The sequence below is a fragment of the Mucilaginibacter sp. Bleaf8 genome (assembly GCF_018390515.1).
In the GTDB taxonomy this organism is placed as follows: Bacteria; Bacteroidota; Bacteroidia; order Sphingobacteriales; family Sphingobacteriaceae; genus Mucilaginibacter.
Map to the genome: position 1 here is coordinate 468396 of NZ_JAHBBK010000001.1, position 20632 is coordinate 489027.

Annotated in this window: 20 protein-coding genes; 12 read left to right on the top strand and 8 right to left on the bottom strand. The window is 42.1% G+C overall.

Annotated features, from left to right (window positions below):
* Window positions 1-54: 54 nt before the first annotated feature.
* Window positions 55-681 carry a fasciclin domain-containing protein gene (locus KHS38_RS01950; protein WP_213486516.1) on the top strand — a complete coding sequence of 209 codons (627 nt, stop codon included), beginning with the start codon at window positions 55-57 and terminating at the stop codon, window positions 679-681.
* Window positions 682-888: 207 nt separating this feature from the next.
* On the opposite strand, the gene KHS38_RS01955 is transcribed toward KHS38_RS01950, so the two are convergent.
* Complete coding sequence (locus KHS38_RS01955; protein ID WP_213486518.1) at window positions 889-1245, bottom strand: GIY-YIG nuclease family protein; 357 nt, start codon at window positions 1243-1245, stop codon at window positions 889-891.
* Window positions 1246-1330: 85 nt separating this feature from the next.
* Between KHS38_RS01955 and KHS38_RS01960 the strand changes: the two genes are divergently transcribed.
* From KHS38_RS01960 to bioD, 4 genes are all read left to right on the top strand, one after another.
* The gene (locus KHS38_RS01960) at window positions 1331-2107 is read left to right on the top strand and encodes an XRE family transcriptional regulator (protein WP_213486520.1); all 777 of its coding nucleotides are present in this window, start codon (window positions 1331-1333) and stop codon (window positions 2105-2107) included.
* A gap of 62 nt (window positions 2108-2169) precedes the next feature.
* Window positions 2170-2547, top strand: a complete 378-nt coding sequence (locus KHS38_RS01965) for a DUF4890 domain-containing protein (protein ID WP_213486522.1) — start codon at window positions 2170-2172, stop codon at window positions 2545-2547.
* Between the two features lie 8 nt (window positions 2548-2555).
* Entirely contained in the window at window positions 2556-3722 is a 1167-nt protein-coding gene (locus tag KHS38_RS01970) for an aminotransferase class I/II-fold pyridoxal phosphate-dependent enzyme (RefSeq protein WP_213486524.1), read from the top strand.
* The gene (bioD, locus tag KHS38_RS01975) at window positions 3712-4329 is read left to right on the top strand and encodes a dethiobiotin synthase (RefSeq protein ID WP_213486526.1); all 618 of its coding nucleotides are present in this window, start codon (window positions 3712-3714) and stop codon (window positions 4327-4329) included. The genes KHS38_RS01970 and bioD overlap by 11 nt, the downstream gene beginning before the upstream one ends.
* 57 nt (window positions 4330-4386) lie before the next feature.
* Here bioD and argS read toward each other — a convergent pair whose 3' ends face one another.
* Window positions 4387-6153, bottom strand: coding sequence for an arginine--tRNA ligase (gene argS / locus KHS38_RS01980; protein WP_213486528.1), 1767 nt, complete (start codon window positions 6151-6153; stop codon window positions 4387-4389).
* Window positions 6154-6240: 87 nt separating this feature from the next.
* On the opposite strand from argS, the gene KHS38_RS01985 reads away from it, so the two are divergent.
* The 6 genes from KHS38_RS01985 to KHS38_RS02010 all read left to right on the top strand — a co-directional run bounded on the left by KHS38_RS01985 (window position 6241) and on the right by KHS38_RS02010 (window position 12286).
* On the top strand, window positions 6241-7686 hold the full coding sequence (locus tag KHS38_RS01985) for an arginine deiminase family protein (protein ID WP_213486530.1): 1446 nt from the start codon (window positions 6241-6243) through the stop codon (window positions 7684-7686).
* A gap of 61 nt (window positions 7687-7747) precedes the next feature.
* Window positions 7748-8662 (top strand): citrulline utilization hydrolase CtlX, encoded by a 915-nt coding sequence (gene ctlX / locus KHS38_RS01990; protein WP_249665250.1) that lies wholly within the window; start codon window positions 7748-7750, stop codon window positions 8660-8662.
* 209 nt (window positions 8663-8871) lie between these two features.
* Window positions 8872-10266, top strand: coding sequence for an arginine decarboxylase (locus tag KHS38_RS01995; RefSeq protein WP_213486532.1), 1395 nt, complete (start codon window positions 8872-8874; stop codon window positions 10264-10266).
* Window positions 10267-10331: 65 nt separating this feature from the next.
* On the top strand, window positions 10332-11183 hold the full coding sequence (locus KHS38_RS02000; protein WP_213486534.1) for an AraC family transcriptional regulator: 852 nt from the start codon (window positions 10332-10334) through the stop codon (window positions 11181-11183).
* A 79-nt stretch (window positions 11184-11262) separates the two neighbouring features.
* Window positions 11263-11976, top strand: a complete 714-nt coding sequence (locus tag KHS38_RS02005) for a siderophore-interacting protein (RefSeq protein ID WP_213486536.1) — start codon at window positions 11263-11265, stop codon at window positions 11974-11976.
* Between the two features lie 16 nt (window positions 11977-11992).
* Window positions 11993-12286: a DUF3861 domain-containing protein gene (locus KHS38_RS02010; protein ID WP_213486538.1), complete on the top strand. Its 294-nt coding sequence runs from the start codon at window positions 11993-11995 to the stop codon at window positions 12284-12286.
* Between the two features lie 43 nt (window positions 12287-12329).
* On the opposite strand, the gene KHS38_RS02015 is transcribed toward KHS38_RS02010, so the two are convergent.
* Window positions 12330-13052: an RluA family pseudouridine synthase gene (locus tag KHS38_RS02015; RefSeq protein ID WP_213486540.1), complete on the bottom strand. Its 723-nt coding sequence runs from the start codon at window positions 13050-13052 to the stop codon at window positions 12330-12332.
* Between the two features lie 138 nt (window positions 13053-13190).
* On the opposite strand from KHS38_RS02015, the gene KHS38_RS02020 reads away from it, so the two are divergent.
* Window positions 13191-13556: a hypothetical protein gene (locus KHS38_RS02020; RefSeq protein ID WP_213486542.1), complete on the top strand. Its 366-nt coding sequence runs from the start codon at window positions 13191-13193 to the stop codon at window positions 13554-13556.
* A 72-nt stretch (window positions 13557-13628) separates the two neighbouring features.
* Here the strand turns inward: KHS38_RS02020 and KHS38_RS02025 are convergent, their stop codons facing one another.
* The 5 genes from KHS38_RS02025 to KHS38_RS02045 form a co-directional block, all read right to left on the bottom strand.
* Window positions 13629-14318: a response regulator transcription factor gene (locus KHS38_RS02025; protein ID WP_213486544.1), complete on the bottom strand. Its 690-nt coding sequence runs from the start codon at window positions 14316-14318 to the stop codon at window positions 13629-13631.
* A gap of 87 nt (window positions 14319-14405) precedes the next feature.
* Window positions 14406-15524: a TlpA disulfide reductase family protein gene (locus KHS38_RS02030; protein WP_213486546.1), complete on the bottom strand. Its 1119-nt coding sequence runs from the start codon at window positions 15522-15524 to the stop codon at window positions 14406-14408.
* A complete protein-coding gene (gene gatB, locus KHS38_RS02035) occupies window positions 15524-16993 on the bottom strand; it encodes an Asp-tRNA(Asn)/Glu-tRNA(Gln) amidotransferase subunit GatB (RefSeq protein ID WP_213486547.1) in 1470 nt (489 codons plus the stop codon). Before gatB ends, KHS38_RS02030 begins: the two co-directional genes overlap by 1 nt.
* 229 nt (window positions 16994-17222) lie before the next feature.
* The gene (gene alaS, locus KHS38_RS02040; protein WP_213486549.1) at window positions 17223-19892 is read right to left on the bottom strand and encodes an alanine--tRNA ligase; all 2670 of its coding nucleotides are present in this window, start codon (window positions 19890-19892) and stop codon (window positions 17223-17225) included.
* Between the two features lie 148 nt (window positions 19893-20040).
* A complete protein-coding gene (locus tag KHS38_RS02045) occupies window positions 20041-20628 on the bottom strand; it encodes a DUF6580 family putative transport protein (protein ID WP_213486551.1) in 588 nt (195 codons plus the stop codon).
* Window positions 20629-20632 lie beyond the last annotated feature (4 nt).

A 20632-nucleotide genomic window follows, 5' to 3' on the forward strand; every position in this document is an offset into this window, starting at 1 on the left:
AATGCAAACACCTAAAGCTGTAATGAGTTTAGTAGTTTAGCTGCATTTATATACATGAAAAAATTATTGCTATTACTTTTTGCATTAGCCGGCTTACAAATGGCATACGCGCAAAACCCTGCAACGCCTCGCGGGTCCTCCTACCAGGATACTGTACGCTCACAGACTTATGTGAAAAATCAGGAAAAGATGATTGATGGTACCGTGATGAATTCGGTGATGGACATCTATGAAAACTTGAGCCGGTCAAAAAAGCACACGATTATGATAGAATGTATGCGTTCGGCCACTTTGGTTGGTACATTTAAAAGCCGCGGGCCACTTACTTTCTTTTTACCAAATGATAGCGCTTTCCTGAAAAAGTTTACCAGATCACGGTTAGATACCCTTTTGAAGCCAGCACATAAATATGAACTGGCCAACATTATAACCTATCATGCCGTAGCAGGCAGATACACAGCTAAAGATATAGGCAAGCAAATAAAAAACGGAAATGGCGAGGCTTCATTCCTGACGTTATCAGGCAGTAAGCTCATTGTACGCATTGACAACAACCGCAACATTGTATTGTACGATGAAACCGGTAGTCAAAGCGTTGTTGGCCAATTTGACGTAATACAAAACAACGGCATTATACATGGTATAACGACCGTTTTGATACCCAAAGATAAGGCGCTATAATGTAACCGACTTACAGGTCTCTATATTTTCCCTGTTTGCAAGGCATAGACGAATTTGCAACACATACCTATACAACGCCTTTAGAGTGGTAAGTAATTCCCTTTGTATACAGAGTTTGAATTATGTAAGCTATATGCCAGTGTTGAAGCCCACCCGGCCAATACAGCTGGTCGTTAACACCGCTTAAACACTACTCTGACTTACCAACTAAAGAGCAATGCCGCGGCGACGTGTAGCAACAGACGGGCGCATGTATGGACGGGTACGCATGCCATTTTCAAAATTAAGTCCCGGCGTAAGGTCTATCCAGTTTGGATTAACCGAACGTATCATCTTTTCCTTTTGTAAGCGTGTAAATGTGCTCACAAATTTAAAGCGCTCCATAGCCTGCTCTTCTGAATTGATCTCTTCAAAATATACCAGCCTGCTCAACTGCTGCGACTGGTCGAAGAATAAAGTAGGCATCTCCTTATAAAATTCCACAGTTTTCATCATATCAGAGCAAAGTCCAACATGTAAGTTATTGCGGTTTCTGTCGGTAATGATATAAATGAACTGTTTCATAATGATAATAAATTTTGCTGAATTAAAATTTCTTACTAATTTTATGAGCATAAAGTTACTAACAAAATTAGCAATTCCAAATTTTATGTCAATAATTTCATCAAATATTAAATTTCTCAGAAAGAAGAAAGGCCTAACCCAACAGCAGTTTGCTGATGAAATAGGCATAAAAAGGTCGCTGGTTGGCGCTTATGAAGAAGACAGAGCCGATCCGAAATATGAATTGCTAAAAAAAATAGCATTGTATTTTGAGATTAGTGTGGATGATTTTATAAACGAAACCATTAATGAGAAATGGGCCCCTAAGCCTAAAGGCAATCCGGCTAACTTAAGAGTACTTAGTATATCGGTAGATAAAGAAGATAACGAAAATATAGAAATGGTACCGGTTAAAGCCAGCGCCGGTTACTTAAACGGTTATGCCGATCCTGAATATGTAGCTGCATTGCCTAAGTTTTACCTGCCTATGTTTAAGCAGGGCACTTACCGCGCCTTTGAAATTAAAGGCGACTCGATGCTGCCCCTACCATCAGGAAGCGTAATTATAGGTGAGTACGTAGAGAACTGGGCCGACGTTAAAGCCGGTGATACCTATGTTGTGGTATCAAAAACAGAAGGTGTTGTTTATAAAAGGGCCGGTAACAAGTATAAAGAGAACCGTAGTTTAAAGCTAATTTCTGATAACCCGGTTTATGAGCCTTACGAGATAAGCAACGAAGATATACTGGAAATATGGAAAGCCAAGGCTTACCTGTCAACCCAACTACCGGAACCTGCACCTGCGCCAACCATGGAGAACTTGACCAGTATGATGGCCTCTATGCAAAAATCGATAGCCAAATTGCAGCAAGGCAACAATTAAGTTACATGATTGTAATTAAACGGTAAGCCATTAACTTTATCAAAACACTTAAACAACAAACAATGAAAAAGATTTTGATGATGTGCTGCTTGCTGTTGGCAATCAGTGCGGTAAGCTTTGCTCAAGGCGGTATGAGAAGAAGCCCGGAAGAGCAGGCCAAACAATTGAAAGAGCAACTGAAATTAACGGATGATCAGACTGCTAAAATTACTACCATTTTACAGACTCAGGCCAAATCGCGCGACAGCATTTTTAATGCGGCCAATGGTGACCGCCAGGCCATGATGCAGGCTATGCGCCCGCTGATGGAATCAACCAATACCAAAATTCAGGCGGTATTGACTGACGAGCAAAAGGCAGCTTACAAAAAATGGATGGAAGAAAGACGTGAAAGAATGCGCCAAAACCAGGGCGGCGGCGCTCCGCCATCTCAAAAGTAATTTTTATTATGAAGCGGCTAAATGCCGCTTTTTTTATTTTTGTTCAAATTATAATATTGGATCCGCATTATTACATACAGCAAAAGTTGGATAGCCGTCGGGCAGAGGGCCTGTATCGCCAATTGCGCCGCCAAAATCAACTGATTGATTTTTGTTCGAATGACTACCTCGGCTTTACCCGTTCGACCACGTTGAACCAAATGGTAGAACATGAAATGCAGCGCCTTGCTCCTGCTGCAAACGGTTCTGCAGGTTCCCGCTTATTGGCCGGTAACACCGCTTACGCGGAGGAACTGGAACAGTGGATAGCCAGTTACCATTCAAGTGAAACTGCGTTACTGTTCAACTCCGGCTATGATGCCAACGTTGGTCTTTTCTCATCCCTTCCGCAACGTGGCGACACAGTAATACACGATGAGCTGATCCATGCATCCATCATTGACGGCACCAGATTGAGCCATGCCAATCGCTACAGTTTTAAGCATAATGATCTCGATGCGTTGGAAGCCAAACTCAAAACAGCGAAAGGACACTGCTATGTAGCCGTAGAAAGCGTATACTCTATGGATGGCGACTTAGCACCGTTACAACAAATGGTTACTTTGGTAAACCAATATAATGCAAGCCTGATTGTAGATGAAGCACATGCTATTGGCGTATTCGGTAAAGGATCAATTAATCAGTTAGGCTTGCAAAATGAAGTTTTTGCGCGTGTAGTTACATTTGGTAAAGCCATGGGCTGTCACGGCGCCGCTGTATTAGGGAGCGATCTGCTCAGCCAATATTTAATAAACTTTGCGCGGTCTTTTATTTATACCACTGCTGCACCTCTGCACCAGCTGGCTACCATCCGGATGGCTTACAAGTTGTTGGAACAGTCAGGTAGTATAGTTGATCAAGTGCATGCTAATATTGCCTTATACAACAGTTCCATGGCTGAGCATCTATCATCAACAAACGTTAGCGCTATCCAGACTCTACCATTAGGCAGCAACAAAAAGGCTATTGAAGCTGCTGCATATTTGCAACAAAATGGTTTTGACGTACGGCCTATTTTGAGCCCTACTGTTGCAGCCGGTACCGAGCGAATTAGAGTTTGCCTGCATAGCTTTAATACGGCAGAAGAAATACAACAACTAACACAACATATAAATACACAATTGAATGCCTGCTAATACACCTATTTTTGTAACCGGAATTGGAACAGATGTCGGCAAAACAGTAGCTTCGGCTATTCTGGTCGAACATTTAAAGGCCGATTACTGGAAACCTGTGCAGTCCGGCGATTTGGATAACAGCGATACGATGAAAGTGCAGCGACTGATTACCAACACAGTCACGCGTTTTCATCCCGAAGCGTACCGCTTAACGCAACCTTTTTCGCCCCATAAATCTGCCGATTTGGACAGAACCGAAATTGAACTTGACAAAATTATTTTGCCAGAGACAGATAATCAATTACTGATTGAAGGAGCCGGTGGATTGATGGTACCATTAAATGATAAAGCTTTTATCATCGATTTAATTGAACATCTTGGCGCTGAGGCTATTTTGGTAGTAAAACACTATTTGGGCAGCATTAACCATACCCTGTTATCAATGGAATTGCTAAAAAAGCGAAATATCAAAATAAGGGCCTTGGTGCTTAACGGTGATGGGGATGCCTATTCGGAAGATATTATAAATACTTATATGCCCATCGGTAAAATAGTTCGAATTCCTGCTTTAGCCAGCGTTGATAAAGCCACCGTACTGAAATATAGCGGCCTTATTGAATTTTGATAAAAAGCCCCGATTCAAATTGAATCGGGGCTTATATCTTATACCGAACTATCGGTTTTACATTCTTTCTGGCACCTCAATACCCAGCAAACGCATGCCTTTCGCAATCACCTGAGCTGCTGCTGCTGACAACTGTAACCGGAATTTTTTGATATCCTCAGTTTCTGCCTGCAGTATTGATTTTTCATGATAGAACTTGTTATACACCTTGGCAAGCTCATAGATGTAATTGGCAACAGCTGCCGGGTTGAACTCTTTAGCTGCTATGCTTACTATGTTGGTGTATTCTGTCAACTGTATGATCAGATCCCGCTCTACAGCGTCTAATGTATCAACTCCATTTGCTGAATTATAATCCACACCAGCCCTGCTCAAAACAGATTTAATACGTGCATGCGTATATTGGATAAACGGCCCGGTATGCCCTTGAAAATCCACCGACTCGTTAGGATCAAACAGTAAACGTTTCTTTGGATCTACTTTTAGTAAAAAGTACTTTAATGCTCCCATACCAATAATATGATATAAGTGCTGCTTATCTTCAATGTTGAATCCGTCAACTTTACCCAAGGCTTCGGTCTGTTCCTTAGCAGTGCTTTCCATTTCAGAGATCAGGTCGTCGGCATCTACCACCGTGCCCTCGCGCGATTTCATCTTACCCGAAGGCAAGTCAACCATACCGTATGATAGATGGAATAAACCTTTAGCCCAGGTCTTGCCCAGCTTTTCCAGAATCAGGAACAACACTTTAAAGTGATAATCCTGCTCGTTACCTACCACGTAAATAGACTCGTCCATGCCAAAGTCGTTGTACTTCAATTGGGCCGTACCTAAATCTTGAGTGATATATACCGACGTACCATCGGCACGTAAAACCAGTTTCTGATCAAGCCCATCCTCGGTCAAATCAATCCATACCGAACCATCTTCTTTTTTAAAGAAAATGCCCTTGGCCAGTCCTTCTTCAATTATATCTTTACCTAATAAGTAGGTGTTTGATTCGTAATAAAATTTATCAAAATCAACGCCTAACTTTTTGTAAGTGTCAGCAAAGCCGTCGTACACCCAGCCATTCATTGTTTTCCACAAGCTGATCACTTCCTCATCACCAGCCTCCCATTTTTGCAGCATTTGCTGGGCCTCTAAAATCAGCGGCGCTGTTTTTTTGGCTTCTTCTTCGGTTTTACCTGCTGCTTTAAGTTCGTCAATCTGTTTCTTATACTCTTTATCAAATATCACATAATATTTACCTACCAAATGGTCGCCCTTTAAGCCGGCAGACTGCGGGGTTTCGCCGTTGCCAAACTTTTGCCAGGCCAGCATGGATTTGCAAATGTGTATACCACGGTCGTTAACAAGGTTGGCTTTGATTACCTCGTAACCGGCTGCTTCCAAAATAGCGGCAACCGAATAACCCAATAGGTTGTTGCGCACGTGGCCCAGGTGTAAAGGCTTATTAGTATTGGGTGATGAATACTCAACCATTACCTTTTTACCGTTAGCAGGCAATATGCCGAAGTTCTCGGCCAAAACCTGCGTTTGGTACACATTAAGCCAGTAAGTATCGGCTATGGAGATATTTAGAAAACCTTTTATAACGTTAAAACCAGCAACCTCAGCTACATTAGCTTTCAGGTACTCGCCTATCTGCTCGCCGGTTTGTTCGGGCGACTTGCGTGAAAAGCGGGTGAACGGAAAAGTAACTATGGTAACCTGACCTTCAAACTCTTTACGGGTTTGCTGCAGGTTTACGTCTTGCGGGGTAATATCTGTTTGGTATAAGGCTTTAACCGCCTCTATGGCAGCTTTAATAATAAAATCCATTCGCCAAAATTAATAAAATGCGCTTAACCTGCGGGTATTATTATATTGATTAATTCTGAATACATTTGAATCTTATTATAATATCCTATGACATTACAGAATGCTAAGCTGAAATTAGATGTCACATCAGAAATTGGTACGTTACGTGCGCTGCTCATACATAGCCCTGATAGCGGATTGGGAAAGGTAGTCCCTTCAAAAGCACAGGATTGGCTTTTTGAAGATTTAGTGCATCTGGATACCATGCGAAAAAACGAATACGACTACTACATAAAGCTGCTTTTATATTTTTTAGATCCTGACAAGATAAAAGGTAAGCTGGTTTTGGTTGACGCACCTGCCGCCGACCGCAACTTCTATAAGCCCGATAGTGCCGACTTTTATGCGTCTGATAAAGTAATTGAACTGCAAACCCTGCTGGCCGATATTTTAGAGGACGATGCCATCCGTAAAAAATTAACCGCCTCAGTATGTGCTATTGAAGGCTGTAGTTACCGACTGCAACAACAGCTGATTGATATGGCTCCTGTTGAACTGGCCAAAGTGTTTATTTCAGGCGCTTTGCATAAGGATGAGATGATATTCGCTCCCATACCTAACCTCATTTTTTCGAGGGATATAGGTATTACCATCAACAAACACATTCTGTTGAACAAACCCGCTAAAAAAGCCCGCTCACGCGAAACCTTACTCGCACGATATATATTATTTAACCACCCATTGTTTGCTGCCTATCGCGATAATATTTTGGAGCTTTCGGAGACTGTACAACACTTTTTACGCCCCGGGGAAAACCACGACGAAAAAACTACCCTGGAAGGTGGCGATGTAATGGTGGTAAGTGCCGATCATGTGATTATAGGTTGTAGTGAACGCACTTCTATCAGCGGCGCCAATGAGGCCATTAAGCTGTTGTTTCAGAATAATGTGGTTAATAAGGTAACTGTGCTTAAAATTCCCCACAAGCGCGATTACATGCATATTGATACCGTATTTACCCAGGTGAAGCGCAATATGTGGGTGTTGCTGGGATCGCTGGCCATTGCCGAGGCACCCACGCCTGAACCAGAACCGATCAGTTGGTTTGCAGATAAAAAACTGAAAGACAAGCCAGAGATTGTTCAGTTTATCAAAGGGCAGACAAAACCCAATACTTTCGATTGCATAGAAGATTTACTGACCGACATCAGTACGAACGATCTAAATTCGACCGAGAAAGTTGAGTTTGTGTACTCGGGCAACAATCAGTTTCCGTTTGACGCACGCGAGCAGTGGACCGACTCATGTAATTTATTGGCCTTGAAAGAAGGTGTTGTTTTAGGATATGACCGTAACGACCACACGGTTGATGCTTTTAAAGCAAAAGGCTTTAGTGTGATACATGTAACTGAGTTGCTGCTGAAATTCGAGAACGATGAAATTAATCCGCAGCAAATGGAAAACACACTAATCCTGATGCCATCGTCTGAATTGTCAAGAGCCCGAGGTGGTTTCCATTGTATGAGCCTGCCACTATTGCGCGATAGGATATAATACGGTTAACAGTCAAACAATATCTTCCATTTCCGGATTTTATAGCAATAGAAATAAAATTATGAGTCAGTCTACCTCAAACATATTAATGGTCCGTCCGGCTGCGTTTGGTTATAATGAGCAAACGGCTGAAAGCAATACATTTCAAAATAATACCTCGCTGGAGCAGGCGCATACCAAAGCTTTAGAAGAGTTTGATGCTTTTGTGCAATTGCTGGAAGCGCACGGCATCAACGTAACGGTAATGAAAGATACTGAACAGCCAGTTAAACCTGATGCCGTATTTCCGAATAACTGGGTAACTTTTCATGAAACGGGCGATGTGATACTTTACCCCATGCAAGCCGAAAACCGTCGGTTTGAACGCCGCGAGGATATTGTACGCAAGCTGGAAGACCGTTTTAAGGTGAATCACATCATTGACCTGAGCCGGTTTGAACTGCAAAACAAGTTTTTAGAAGGTACCGGCAGCATGGTGCTCGACAGGGAAAACAAACTTGCTTATGCCTGCCTATCACCCCGCACAGATGTCGAGGTTTTGCAAAGCTTTTGTGAATACGCAGGCTACACACCTGTAACCTTTACAGCGGTAGATGCTCAGCAGCAAGCTATTTATCACACCAATGTGATGATGTGCATAGGCACCGGGTATGCTATAATAGGTTTAGATAGCATAGCGAATAAAGCTGAAAAAGAACAGGTTGAGCAGTCATTGAAAAATACAAATAAGGAAATCATCGCTTTAGGCAATGAGCAGTTGAAACACTTTGCCGGTAACATGCTGGAGGTACAAAATGACCAGGGCAATAAATATCTTGTGATGTCAAAAAGCGCCTATGATAGTTTACAACCCGGGCAGGTTGCTACAATAGAAAAATATGCAAAGCCGCTATTTGCCGACATAGCAACCATTGAAACGATTGGCGGCGGCAGTGCACGCTGCATGTTGGCCGAAGTGCACCTACCTGCTTTGTAGTTGATTAAACTTGAGTATGGTTGATCACTGGTTTTATGTTATGAACAATCTAATACAATCCATCAATGATCAACCATCAGCCAGGAACTTTAGCCACCTTTAACCGTTTGAAAATAAATTACATTACAGCGATAAAATTGTGGGAAACTTTAGGCTTGTTTTAATCAAAAAAATTACATTTTTGCGGAAAATCTGAGGACAAAAAAAGAATGCAAAGCTACCAGGAATTTCTGGACCTGAGTGTGGGTTTTCCGCAGGAGGGCTTCGAAATCATAGACGATGAATTATACTTTCACGATCTGAACTTAATGGAGATGATTGAAACGTATGGTACCCCCCTGCGTTTTACTTATGTACCCATTATATCTAAAAAAATACAGCAGGCTAAGCTGATGTTTCAGCAGGCGATAGTTAAGAACAACTATCGCGGCAGCTACAAATATTGCTATTGCACCAAAAGCTCGCACTTTAAGCACGTAGTTGAAGAAGCGCTGAAAAATGATATCCACCTGGAAACATCATCAGCCTTTGATATGCCCATGCTTGATGCGCTGGAGAAGAAAGGCGTAGTAAGCAAAGAAATTACGGTAATATGTAATGGCTTTAAAACTTACCAGTACAAGCAATACATTATTGATATGCTGCACGATGGTTTTAAAAACATCATTCCGGTACTGGATAACAAAGAAGAGTTCAACATCTATGATGATGAGATTGAGCTTGACACGCCTTGTAACTTAGGTATCCGTATTGCATCGGAAGAACAGCCCGACTCGCAATTTTATACCTCACGTTTGGGTATCCGTATGGAAGACGTGATCGACTTTTATAACAGCAAAATCGAAAAGAACCCCTACTTTAAAGTAAAACTGTTACACTTCTTCATCAACTCTGGTATTTCGGATACACCGTATTACTGGAACGAACTGGAGAAATACGTGACTTTATACTGTAAGTTCAAGAAAGTAAACCCGGATCTGGATACGTTGGATATTGGTGGCGGTATGCCATTTAAAGATTCACTGGTATTTGATTTTGATTACGAATACATGGTTAACGAGATCGTTAAGCGTATCAAAGAAATTTGTGCTGAAAACGATGTTGAAGAACCAGATATTATTACCGAGTTTGGTAAATACACCTGTGCAGAAGCATCCGGCATATTGTACAAAGTATTAGGTCGTAAACAGCAGAATGACCGTGAAAAATGGTTGATGCTGGACGGATCGTTTATCACCAACCTGCCTGATGTTTGGGCGTTGAACCAAAAATACATCTTGTTACCGGTTAACAACTGGGACTCCGAATATGAGCGTGTAAACTTAGGTGGTATTACCTGCGACGGACAAGATTATTACAACCAAGAAGCGCACATGAACAGTGTGTACATGCCTAAAACTCGTAAGGTGCAGTACCTGGGCTTTTTCCATACCGGTGCCTACCAGGAAGTATTGAGCGGCTATGGTGGTATACACCACTGCCTGCTGCCGTCACCTAAACACGTACTGGTACGCCGTAACCGCGATGAAACCTTTAATTACGAAGTTTTTGGCGAAGAGCAAAATAGTAAACAGGTGTTAAAAATATTAGGTTACACCGCATAAAACACAAAGCCCTCAAAAAGAGGGCTTTTTTGTTTGCTGTCAATTTTCAACCTTTGTAACCACCAATGAACCACATTCCTGTACATAAGCTAAACAGCAGTGCCGATATCGGTTTAGAAATTCACCGTACAAACGATGCCAGACTAAAAAAGCAAGGTGGTATTTTGGGCGCTCATCGCGACGATCATTATATTTTCTTCCTTATAGAGTCCGGCGAAGTAGCTTTCATGGTAGATTTTAGCGAAGTAACAATAACCGGACAATCAATTTACTATGTTTTGCCAGGCCAGGTGCATCATGGTACCTGGAGCGAAAACACACGCGGTTGGTTTATAGCGGTTGATACAGCGCTAATTCCAAAGGAGCTGCGCCCGGCATTTGAAAATCGCTTGTTATTGCAACAGCCTTATCAACTGGATGATGCCTTATTAGGCAAATTTCAAAGCCTGCTTCAACTTACGTACGAACACTATCAATCAGATAATAACGGAGCGTTTTACGTGAGCATACTGCATTCTTTATTGAATTCTTTTCTGGCAATGGTTGCCTGTGGTTATTGTAATGAAAAAACGGTTGTAAAAAACCACTCTCGCCCCGTAGAAATTGCCTATGAGTTCAAGCGGCTACTGAGCCAAAATGTACAACAGGTAAAAAGCCCATCAGCTTATGCAGAACTGCTCAATATATCAGAGTCCTACTTAAATGAGGCTCTCAAAAAAGTAACAGGTTTTTCGGTTACCTACTGGATATTGCAGGAAGTAATGCTGGAAGCCAAGCGGTTATTGTATTATAGCCAACTTAATGTAAAAGAGATTGCCCACCATTTAGGTTATGATGATCATACGTACTTTTCCCGGCTATTTAAAAAAGCAAATCAGGTAACGCCGCTTGCTTTCAAAGAGCTTTACCGTAAATAGTCCAACCTATACCCCAATTAATCTATTTTAACCAGCGGTAATTACCGGTTTCTTTGCAGTATCAAATAATCTTACTGCAATGAGCACAAACTTATTTCATCAATTAAAGAAAAAAGCGTCGGGCCTTATTGATAATAAACTCTCTAAAACGGGTACCGTTTTAGATGTGAGAAAATGGGGACCGTCTGCCATCATAGAAATAGACCTGCACTTACCCGCCACCACGATGGACGATTGGCATGAGGTACCTTACATGAAATGCAAGGTTGCCGATTTGACTTACCGCGATTATACCCCATCGGGCTGGGATGTGGATACCCAAACCTGCACTATCATTGTAGATGCAGGCCACAACGGGCCCGGAAGCCGCTGGGCACAACAATTGAAAAAAGGCGATACCATCTCTTACCTGGGCACTAACAGCACCCGTCAAACACCGGTCAATACATCATCTGTAATATGCCTGGGCGATGAGAGCAGTATTGGCCACATGCTGGCCATGCAACAGTTGTCAAAACCTGTGAGCCGTTTTTCGGGCGCGGTAGTGATAAATGACGAAGAGGGACGTAAACTATTTAAGGAGTATTTCAACTCCCCTTTACAACCTATTGCCCGTAATGATGTACATGGCCATCACTCACTGATGGAGTGGTTGCTGCAACAGTCATATAACCTCGAAAATACGATATTTTACCTGGTAGGTAACAGTACGATGGTTAGTGGCTTGCGTAAGGTATTGAAACAGCAAGGCTTCAATTCAAACCAGATTAAAGCACAGGGCTTTTGGTCTTAACACAGGGCGATAGCACATGAATAAAAAAGCAAATAGATATAAAATAACACTTGAACAGTTAGCGCTTGCTAATGGCGACCCGGGCACCGCAGCTCCCATACAGTTCGAATTCGATAATCATGACGAAATATTTAGCATTATTGAAAAGATCAATGCCAAGAACTTATTTGAGCAACAGGGCCAAGCAACAGAGTTTGCTGTAGGATTAAAACTGTTTAGTGAAGTAATGATCAAAAACAGAACGAACCCTTTGTTTGAAGAATTGCAACCGGCATTTAAAGCTTTTATGCAAAAATTAAAAGCGAGCTAATAAAAGCAAAAGCCACTTCTATTGGAAGTGGCTTTTGCTTTTATTAACTATCAAATTTATCTAACAGCTTCACCAGCGTCTCAAAATCCTTGGGATAAGGCGCATGGATAGTTACCTCCTTCTCTTCACTCACTTTAAAAGTAACTTCATAAGCATGTAGTGCAAAACGTTTCATAATCGGCAACTCTTCCTGGTCTTTCCCTAAATGATACTTTCGCTTCAATTGAGACAGGAAAACAGGTTTGCCCTTATACATCTCATCACCGGCAATTGATGCCCGTTGCGTAGCTAAGTGGATACGGATCTGGTGCATGCGACCAGTTACCGGGCGGCACTCAACCAGTGTATAATGTTTAAAGTATTTTAGCGATTGAAACCATGTTTCGGCACGTTTACCCTCCTGCCGGCTAATGGAAACCGTACCCTTACCAGTATTTAAGATAGGTAAATCAACCAGCAGATCTTCAAACACATGTGTACCTTCAATTACCGCGTGGTACACTTTCTTTACCTGCCGGCGTTCAAACTGCATGGATACCAGGCGATACGCCTCGGGGTTCTTAGCAATAATTAATGCGCCGGATGTTTCTTTATCCAAACGATGGCATATCTGAGCATCATCCGAATATGCCTTTGCCAAGCGCAACATATTTATTTCACTGCCTTCTCCCCGTTCGTCCAAAGTGCTGATGAAAGCCGGTTTGTTAACCACAAACAGGTTCTCGTCTTCATACAAAATCAGGTCGGCAATTTTTGGAATCTTCATATTTACTTAATAGCCTGCAAAAATACGGTAATTCTGTTAAAACAGTGTATCGCTTATGTCAGTCGTTTACCCATTAGCTTAACATTATGAAACATATCGGTAGAGAGTAATGTTAAAATAAAAACAAACTTGATGGATATGAGCGGTAAATCAGCCAGGCCCGTAAGAACGAAGGAGGAAGCTTTGTTTGAAAAGGTTAAAAATGCGATCAGCGATATATGGGAAAATACCACCGATAAGGTGGAAGAACTAAAAGATAAAGCAGAAGAGAAAATTGATGATCTGAAAAGTAGCATCACCGAAAAAAAGAGCTCTGTAACTGATGCTACAGGCAATACTAAAGCAACCAAGGTAAAGTCGCCAAGCTCGGCCAAGCCAAAAGCGAAGGTTGCCAATGAAGCATCAAGTATGTTAAAGCATCCTAAAACAGAAGGCGCTGCATTGAAAAAGGCCGCAAAAAAAAAAGCCGGCTGTTACATCAGCCACTACCAAAAAGAAAGCTAACTCCAGCAGGTAAACGCTGGTTATTGATAAAAGAAAAGGCGCTGTTTGTATCAGCGCCTTTTTTATGTGTTATTAAGCTTCAAATTTATAACCTACACCTTTAACCGTAGTTACATATTTTTCGCCAAGCTTTTCACGCAGCTTGCGTATGTGTACGTCAATAGTACGGTTGGTTACCACTACAGAGTCTTCCCAAATGTTTTTCAGGATCACCTCACGGGTATAAACCTTGCCTGGTTTTGATGCCAGAAGATATAATAGCTCAAACTCTTTTTTGGCTAATACAACCTTGCCACCGTTCTGGTAAACCAGATAAGTCTCGCGGTCAATCACCAAATCGTCAACCTCCAATTTGTTGTCTGATACTTCATCAGGCGTATTATTACGGCGAAGGATAGCGTTGATACGGCTTACCAAAGCACGTGGTTTAATTGGTTTGGCAATGTAATCATCGGCGCCAACATTAAAGCCGGCAATTTCAGAGTACTCTTCGCTTCGTGCAGTTAAAAATACCATAAAGGTATTTTTGAATTCAGGCATGGTGCGCATAATACGGCAGGCTTCAATACCATCCATTTTAGGCATCATAATATCCAGCACAATCAATTCCGGCGACACTTTCTTGGCCTCGGCAACAGCTTCCTGTCCGTTATTAGCAGTATATACCTGATAACCTTCTTTTTTTAAGTTATACTCGATGAGCTCTAAAATATCGGGCTCATCATCTACGATCAAAATTTTTTGTTTAGCAGTAGTGCTCATCAGGTCGAATTTTGGTATAAAGGTAACAGCGTAAAAAAAGAAAATGGTTAATGCAATATTAATAAATTGTTAAAACTTAATATTGGATTAAAGTTTAGCAAATGTTTTATTTAAAAAGTCTTCTAAATCTTTGCCTGTTATGTTCTTTGCAATTATTTTACCCTGAGGATCAATGATGAAGTTTGACGGGATAGCCTCTATCTGGAACAGCCGCTCGGTAGGCCCGTCAAAGTTTTTCAGATCCGATGCATGTTGCCAGGTCAAATTGTCGGCGGCAATTGCACTTTGCCATTTAGCTTTATCCTCATCAAGCGAAATACCTAAAATATTTAACCCTTTGTCTTTGTACTGGTTATATAAACGTACCACATTTGGATTCTCGTTGCGGCATGGAACGCACCACGAAGCCCAGAAATCCAACATCACATATTTGCCTTTATAATCCGATAACTTGATTTGTTTACCGTCCAAACTGCCAATGGTAAAATCAGGCGCTGCATGACCTACAGAAATCGGCTTAACCTTTTCCATCTGCTTTACAAAGCGCTGAACGGATGTGTTATCTTTAAAATCATTTTTAATTTCATTAGCATAGGTAACCAGTTGTTGCTCATACTCACGCTGATCAAGCGACATAGCAGCATAAAATGCAGCCAACGACTTTCTGTTTTCGTTCAGGAACTTCAAAACCACCTTGCTGTAATCACCCATCATCGCTTTGATCTGCGGTTGGTAAGCCATCATCAGCGAATCCTGATTTTTTACGTACTGGGCTTTTTGTTGGATTTCATCAGAGATTTTGGTACTACGCTCCATAAATTTATTGCTGAGCGAGTTAAACTCCTTTATCTTGTCCGACTCATCAGAACCTTCAATCTGGTAAGTATGCCCCTGATCTTTCAAGTCGGTTTCAAAATCAATTTCCTGACCGTTCTGGGCAATAAAATCAAATATCACGCCGCCCGCCCGTAACTTAAACAGGTTGGCAGATGGCGACTGCCTTTTGAATTTAAATTTACCATCCTCACTTAGCGTAGTGGAATCTACAATGCTGATCTGTGTACTATCTGCTTGTAACAGATATACTTTTTTAGCCTGCTCAGGATTTTTTATAGTGCCTGAAATTGTAAATGATTTATTGTCTTTACAGGCAGATAGAGCTGCTACAGCTAACAGTGCTGCTGTAAACAGATTTTTATTGTTCATTATTTATTGTTTAATGCTTCTATTAATAACTGATTTGTTTTTTGCGGGTCGATTTTACCCTTTGAGCGTTTCATGATTTCGCCCATAAACAGGCCTAAAACGCCTTTTTTGCCCTTTTGATATTCCTTTACTTTGTCCGGAAACTTTGCTAACGCATCTTGTATAAACTGAGCAAGCTCGTCCTGATTGTCGCTGATCAGCAGGTTCAAATCAACTGCCAGTTCTTCAGCCGTCTTACCTGGATTATGCAGTAGTGCTGGGAAAAGCTTCTGCGATGCTACGGTATGGTTTATTTTTCCGCTATCAACTAAGTTAATCAAGGCAGCAAAACGCTCCGGCGATGGCCCGTCTTGCTCCACATTATGGTGGTGCTCGTTCAGATAAGATTTTAAAGGCCCCATTAACCAATGCGCAGCCGATTTATGATTATGCGTATAGCTAACCAGCTTTTCAAAGTACAAAGCCAATTCATGTTCGGCTACAATTACAGATGCATCATAGTCGGTAAGGCCATAGCGTTCCACAAACTTTTGATGTAACTGGTGAGGTAATGCTGGCATACTCCGGCGTAACTGCTCAACGTATTCCTCAGTAAGCGTCAACGGTTGCAGGTCGGGCTCGGGGAAATAGCGGTAGTCATTAGCCATTTCCTTGCTACGCAATACGGATGTTTCGCCGGTATTGGCATCAAAGTTTAGCGTATTCTGGTCGATATAACCACCAGCTTCGATGATATTTACCTGACGGTTGAACTCGTGTTCAATAGCCCGCTGCACATTTCGGATTGAATTCAGGTTTTTCACCTCACAACGGTTACCAAACCTGGTTTCTCCTTTCAGGCGCACAGAAATATTGGCATCGCAACGCATACTGCCCTCTTCCATGTTACCATCGCATATACTCAGGTAGCGCAGTATTTTACGCATTTCGGTAAGGTACTGACCTGCTTCTTCACTGCTTCGAATATCCGGTTCGGATACAATTTCAATCAAAGGAACGCCGGCACGGTTCAGGTCAATTAATGAATGCGTATCATGCTGATCGTGCATACTCTTGCCTGCATCCTCTTCCATATGGATGTGATGTATGGCTATATCTTTAGTGGTACCGTTGCTCAATTTAACCGTAACATGCCCGCCTATACAAATGGGCTCCTGATCTTGAGTTATCTGATACCCTTTTGGTAAATCAGCATAGAAATAATTTTTGCGGGCGAAGTTGTTGTACAAATTGATGCGGCAATTGCAGGCAAGCCCCATCTTTACAGCATACTCAACCGCTCTTTTATTCAAAAACGGCAACGTACCGGGATGCCCTAAAGACACCATGCTGATATGCTCGTTTGGCCCGGCGCCGAAGGCTGCGGAATCCGAAGAAAAAACTTTGCTCTGTGTTGACAGTTGTGCGTGTACCTCCAAACCTACAACAAGCTCATACTTTTCGTATGCTTCGATATTCGTATTTGTCATTACAATTAAAAAGGCAACTACAGTTACCCCGATTATGGCAAATATAAAGGTATTGCCGACACATCAAGGAATTATCGGCATAAACTTTGGCCAATCAACAATAACACAGATCAGGGAAGATGGACGGAAGCGTGGAAAGTTTATTTGTATATGGCGAGTTATAATAAATTTTAGAAGCAAAAAGGACGTCTGCAACCAGACGTCCTTTTATTTTTCAGTAATTGCTTAGTTAAGCAACATAACTTTTAGCCTTGGCAAGTGCTCTTTCCAAGCCGGCTACATCTTTACCGCCAGCCGTAGCAAAGAATGGCTGGCCGCCACCGCCACCTTGTATTTCCTTAGCCAGTTCACGCACAATGGTGCCGGCATTCAGGCCTTTGTCTTTAACCAAGTTCTCGGCAATCATCACCGTCAGGTTTGGTTTACCATCAATGTTTGCTGCCAGTACCAGGAACAGGTCACTAACTATATCTTTTAACTGATAGGCTAATGTTTTGATAGCATCAGCGTTTGGTAATTCTACTTGTTGTGCAATAAAGTGGATACCATTCACCAGTTCTGCCTTTTGTGCCAGCTCGGTTTTTAATCCGGCTGCTTTTTCCTGCACCGATTTTTCAATTTCTTTTTTCAGCCTGTTATTTTCTTCCAATAAGCTTTCAATACTTTTTGAAATATCTTTCGGATTTTTAAGCAGTTCTTTTAACTGTTGCACCAATTGGTTTTGCTCGTTAATAAAGCTTTCGGCAGCAACACCCGTGATGGCTTCAATACGACGAACTCCGGCAGCAACCGCACTTTCTGATACTATTTTGAAGTAACCGATTTGCCCGGTTGCTTTGATATGTGTACCGCCGCAAAGCTCTTTCGAGAATGTATCATCAAAAGTGATCACACGTACAAAATCACCATACTTTTCGCCAAACAACGCGGTTACACCACCGCTGATAGCTTCCTGATAAGGTACATTACGTTCTTCTTTAAGACCAATGTTTTCACGAACCTTTTGATTAACGATGGCTTCAATTTGAGCCAGCTCCTCATCAGTAACTTTGCTGAAATGTGAAAAGTCGAAACGCAAGTTATCGGCATTTACTAACGAGCCTTTTTGGTTCACATGGCTACCCAATACCTGTTTTAAAGCTGCATGCAGTAAGTGCGTAGCAGAGTGATTGTTCTCTACACTTAAACGGCGCTCCGGATCTACATAGGCAGTTAAAGCGTCGTTTATTGCTTCCGGTAACATATCGGTAAAATGAACAATTAAACCATTCTCCTTTTTTGTATCGGTTACCGGTATAATTTCCCCATCCGGGAAAATCAAATCACCGGTATCGCCAACCTGGCCTCCGCTCTCTGCATAAAACGGCGTTTTATCCAGCACAAGCTGGTATTGTTCTTTGCCTTTAGCTTTTACCTTGCGGTATTTCACCACATGGGCTACAGTTTCGGTTTCATCGTAACCGGTAAATTCTACACTGTCATCTTCCCGCAGCACAACCCAGTCGCCGGTATCAATTGCCGTGGCAGCGCGTGAGCGGTTTTTCTGTTGCTGCAACTCCTGTTCAAAACCGGCCATATCCACCGTCAGACCGTTTTCACGGGCCATTAGTTCGGTCAGATCAATCGGAAAACCGAAAGTATCATACAGCTCAAAAGCAAAGTCACCGGCAATAGAGCCTGTTGTTGCTTCGTTCAGCTCTCCGGTAGTATTGATAAAGCTATTGATATGATTATCAAATAACTGAATGCCTTTTTCTAAAGTTCTTAAAAAAGAGTTTTCTTCTTCTAAAATTACCTTTTGTACAAAATCTTTCTGGCTGTACAATTCATCAAATACACCTTTAAACTGCTCGGCCAGTAAAGGCACCAGCTGGTTGAAGAAAGGTTCTTTAAAACCTAAATATTGGTAAGCATAGCGTACAGCACGACGCAGTATACGACGGATTACATAACCCGCTTTGTTGTTTGACGGTAACTGCCCATCGGCAATAGCAAAGCTTATGGCGCGAATATGATCGGCCATTACGCGCATAGCTACGGCCTCATTCCAACCCTCTGTTCCAGGGGTTGCCTCAGCGTTGTAAACTTTACCGCTTTTTTCAGATAAAAACTGAATCATGGGCTGGAAAACATCGGTATCGTAGTTTGATGTTTTACCTTGCAACACTCGCACCAAACGCTCAAAGCCCATACCGGTATCCACATGGCGGGCCGGTAATGGCTGCAATGAACCGTCTTTTAAGCGGTTGAATTGCATAAAGACGTTGTTCCAGATTTCAATCACGTTCGGGTCGTCAGCGTTTACTAACGTAGCACCGCTTACAGCAGCTCTTTCTTCATCGCTACGACCATCGAAATGGATCTCAGAGCAAGGGCCGCAGGGGCCGGTTTCGCCCATTTCCCAAAAATTATCCTTTTTGTTGCCAGGCAAAATATGATCTTCACTTACGTATTGCTTCCATAAATCATATGCTTCCTGATCTTTGGCTAAACCTTCTTTCTCGTCTCCCTCAAAATAGGTAACGTACAGGCGGTCGGCAGGCAGGTTATATACCTCGGTCAATAATTCCCAGCTCCAGGCAATGGCTTCTTTTTTGAAGTAATCGCCAAAGCTCCAATTGCCCAGCATCTCGAACATAGTATGGTGATAGGTATCAATACCTACCTCTTCCAAATCGTTATGTTTGCCCGATACCCGCAGGCAGCGTTGTGTATCGGTAACGCGCGGGTATTTGGCTACAGCTTCGCCCAAAAACAAATCCTTAAACTGGTTCATACCCGCATTGGTAAACATCAATGTCGGGTCGTTTTTTACCACAATGGGTGCTGAAGGAACAATGGTATGTCCTTTAGACGCAAAAAAGTCCAGAAAAGCCTGGCGTATCTGTTGAGCTGTCATTTTAATTATAAAATAGGTGTGCAAAGATAGAATTTTTTGATTTACCGATACTGCAAGATTACGCCCCGCATAACATAAACTGAGTAACCATTAAACAAGAAAGCCGCTGTATGATTTACAGCGGCTTTCAACATTTTTATTTTAAAAACTATGCAGATACCGGCTCGCTCGCTTTTACCGCAGACCGAGAATGTAACCAGGCATAACCGCCAAACAGTATCGCACCGAATATCGCATCAGCCAAAAGCATGTTACGCTCAAATGGTAATGCCATTATTAATGATTCGCCGTAACCAATTATACCTTTATCGTATAAGTTACTGTTAAGCCAGGGGCTAATGTCAGTAAGCAGCCAATGCACTACAACGCTTGCCAGCGATGCCATTAACACGCTGGTAACATTGACGTTTTTGATCATGCCACCAATAAACACCATAATTATCAAGCTGGCATATAACCATAGCGAGTATGTATTGAACCAAACAAGCTTAGAAAAATACAGGTAGTTGATAAAAATATCGGTAACAAACAGGGTGATAACAGGCAATAAGCCGGCTTTCCATTTATCGGCAAAGTAAGCGCCGCCAAAAATGGCCAACGCGCCCATAGGCGTTAAGTTACTTAGCGCAGGGTAAGTATAGCTTACATAGCGCATGGCAGCAGTTGATATCACAGCGGCAACAACGGCCAGCAGCCATGCCGGAATGCTCAGATTTATTTTTTTTAATGATGACATATTG

Bases quoted from the DNA above. Each gene is read 5' to 3' on its own strand.
- KHS38_RS01950 (WP_213486516.1), top strand. From the start codon at position 55: ATGAAAAAATTATTGCTATTACTTTTTGCATTAGCCGGCTTACAAATG.
- KHS38_RS01955 (WP_213486518.1), bottom strand. From the start codon at position 1,245: ATGAAACAGTTCATTTATATCATTACCGACAGAAACCGCAATAACTTA.
- KHS38_RS01960 (WP_213486520.1), top strand. From the start codon at position 1,331: ATGTCAATAATTTCATCAAATATTAAATTTCTCAGAAAGAAGAAAGGC.
- KHS38_RS01965 (WP_213486522.1), top strand. From the start codon at position 2,170: ATGAAAAAGATTTTGATGATGTGCTGCTTGCTGTTGGCAATCAGTGCG.
- KHS38_RS01970 (WP_213486524.1), top strand. From the start codon at position 2,556: ATGAAGCGGCTAAATGCCGCTTTTTTTATTTTTGTTCAAATTATAATA.
- bioD (WP_213486526.1), top strand. From the start codon at position 3,712: ATGCCTGCTAATACACCTATTTTTGTAACCGGAATTGGAACAGATGTC.
- argS (WP_213486528.1), bottom strand. From the start codon at position 6,153: ATGGATTTTATTATTAAAGCTGCCATAGAGGCGGTTAAAGCCTTATAC.
- KHS38_RS01985 (WP_213486530.1), top strand. From the start codon at position 6,241: ATGACATTACAGAATGCTAAGCTGAAATTAGATGTCACATCAGAAATT.
- ctlX (WP_249665250.1), top strand. From the start codon at position 7,748: ATGAGTCAGTCTACCTCAAACATATTAATGGTCCGTCCGGCTGCGTTT.
- KHS38_RS01995 (WP_213486532.1), top strand. From the start codon at position 8,872: ATGCAAAGCTACCAGGAATTTCTGGACCTGAGTGTGGGTTTTCCGCAG.
- KHS38_RS02000 (WP_213486534.1), top strand. From the start codon at position 10,332: ATGAACCACATTCCTGTACATAAGCTAAACAGCAGTGCCGATATCGGT.
- KHS38_RS02005 (WP_213486536.1), top strand. From the start codon at position 11,263: ATGAGCACAAACTTATTTCATCAATTAAAGAAAAAAGCGTCGGGCCTT.
- KHS38_RS02010 (WP_213486538.1), top strand. From the start codon at position 11,993: ATGAATAAAAAAGCAAATAGATATAAAATAACACTTGAACAGTTAGCG.
- KHS38_RS02015 (WP_213486540.1), bottom strand. From the start codon at position 13,052: ATGAAGATTCCAAAAATTGCCGACCTGATTTTGTATGAAGACGAGAAC.
- KHS38_RS02020 (WP_213486542.1), top strand. From the start codon at position 13,191: ATGAGCGGTAAATCAGCCAGGCCCGTAAGAACGAAGGAGGAAGCTTTG.
- KHS38_RS02025 (WP_213486544.1), bottom strand. From the start codon at position 14,318: ATGAGCACTACTGCTAAACAAAAAATTTTGATCGTAGATGATGAGCCC.
- KHS38_RS02030 (WP_213486546.1), bottom strand. From the start codon at position 15,524: ATGAACAATAAAAATCTGTTTACAGCAGCACTGTTAGCTGTAGCAGCT.
- gatB (WP_213486547.1), bottom strand. From the start codon at position 16,993: ATGACAAATACGAATATCGAAGCATACGAAAAGTATGAGCTTGTTGTA.
- alaS (WP_213486549.1), bottom strand. From the start codon at position 19,892: ATGACAGCTCAACAGATACGCCAGGCTTTTCTGGACTTTTTTGCGTCT.
- KHS38_RS02045 (WP_213486551.1), bottom strand. From the start codon at position 20,628: ATGTCATCATTAAAAAAAATAAATCTGAGCATTCCGGCATGGCTGCTG.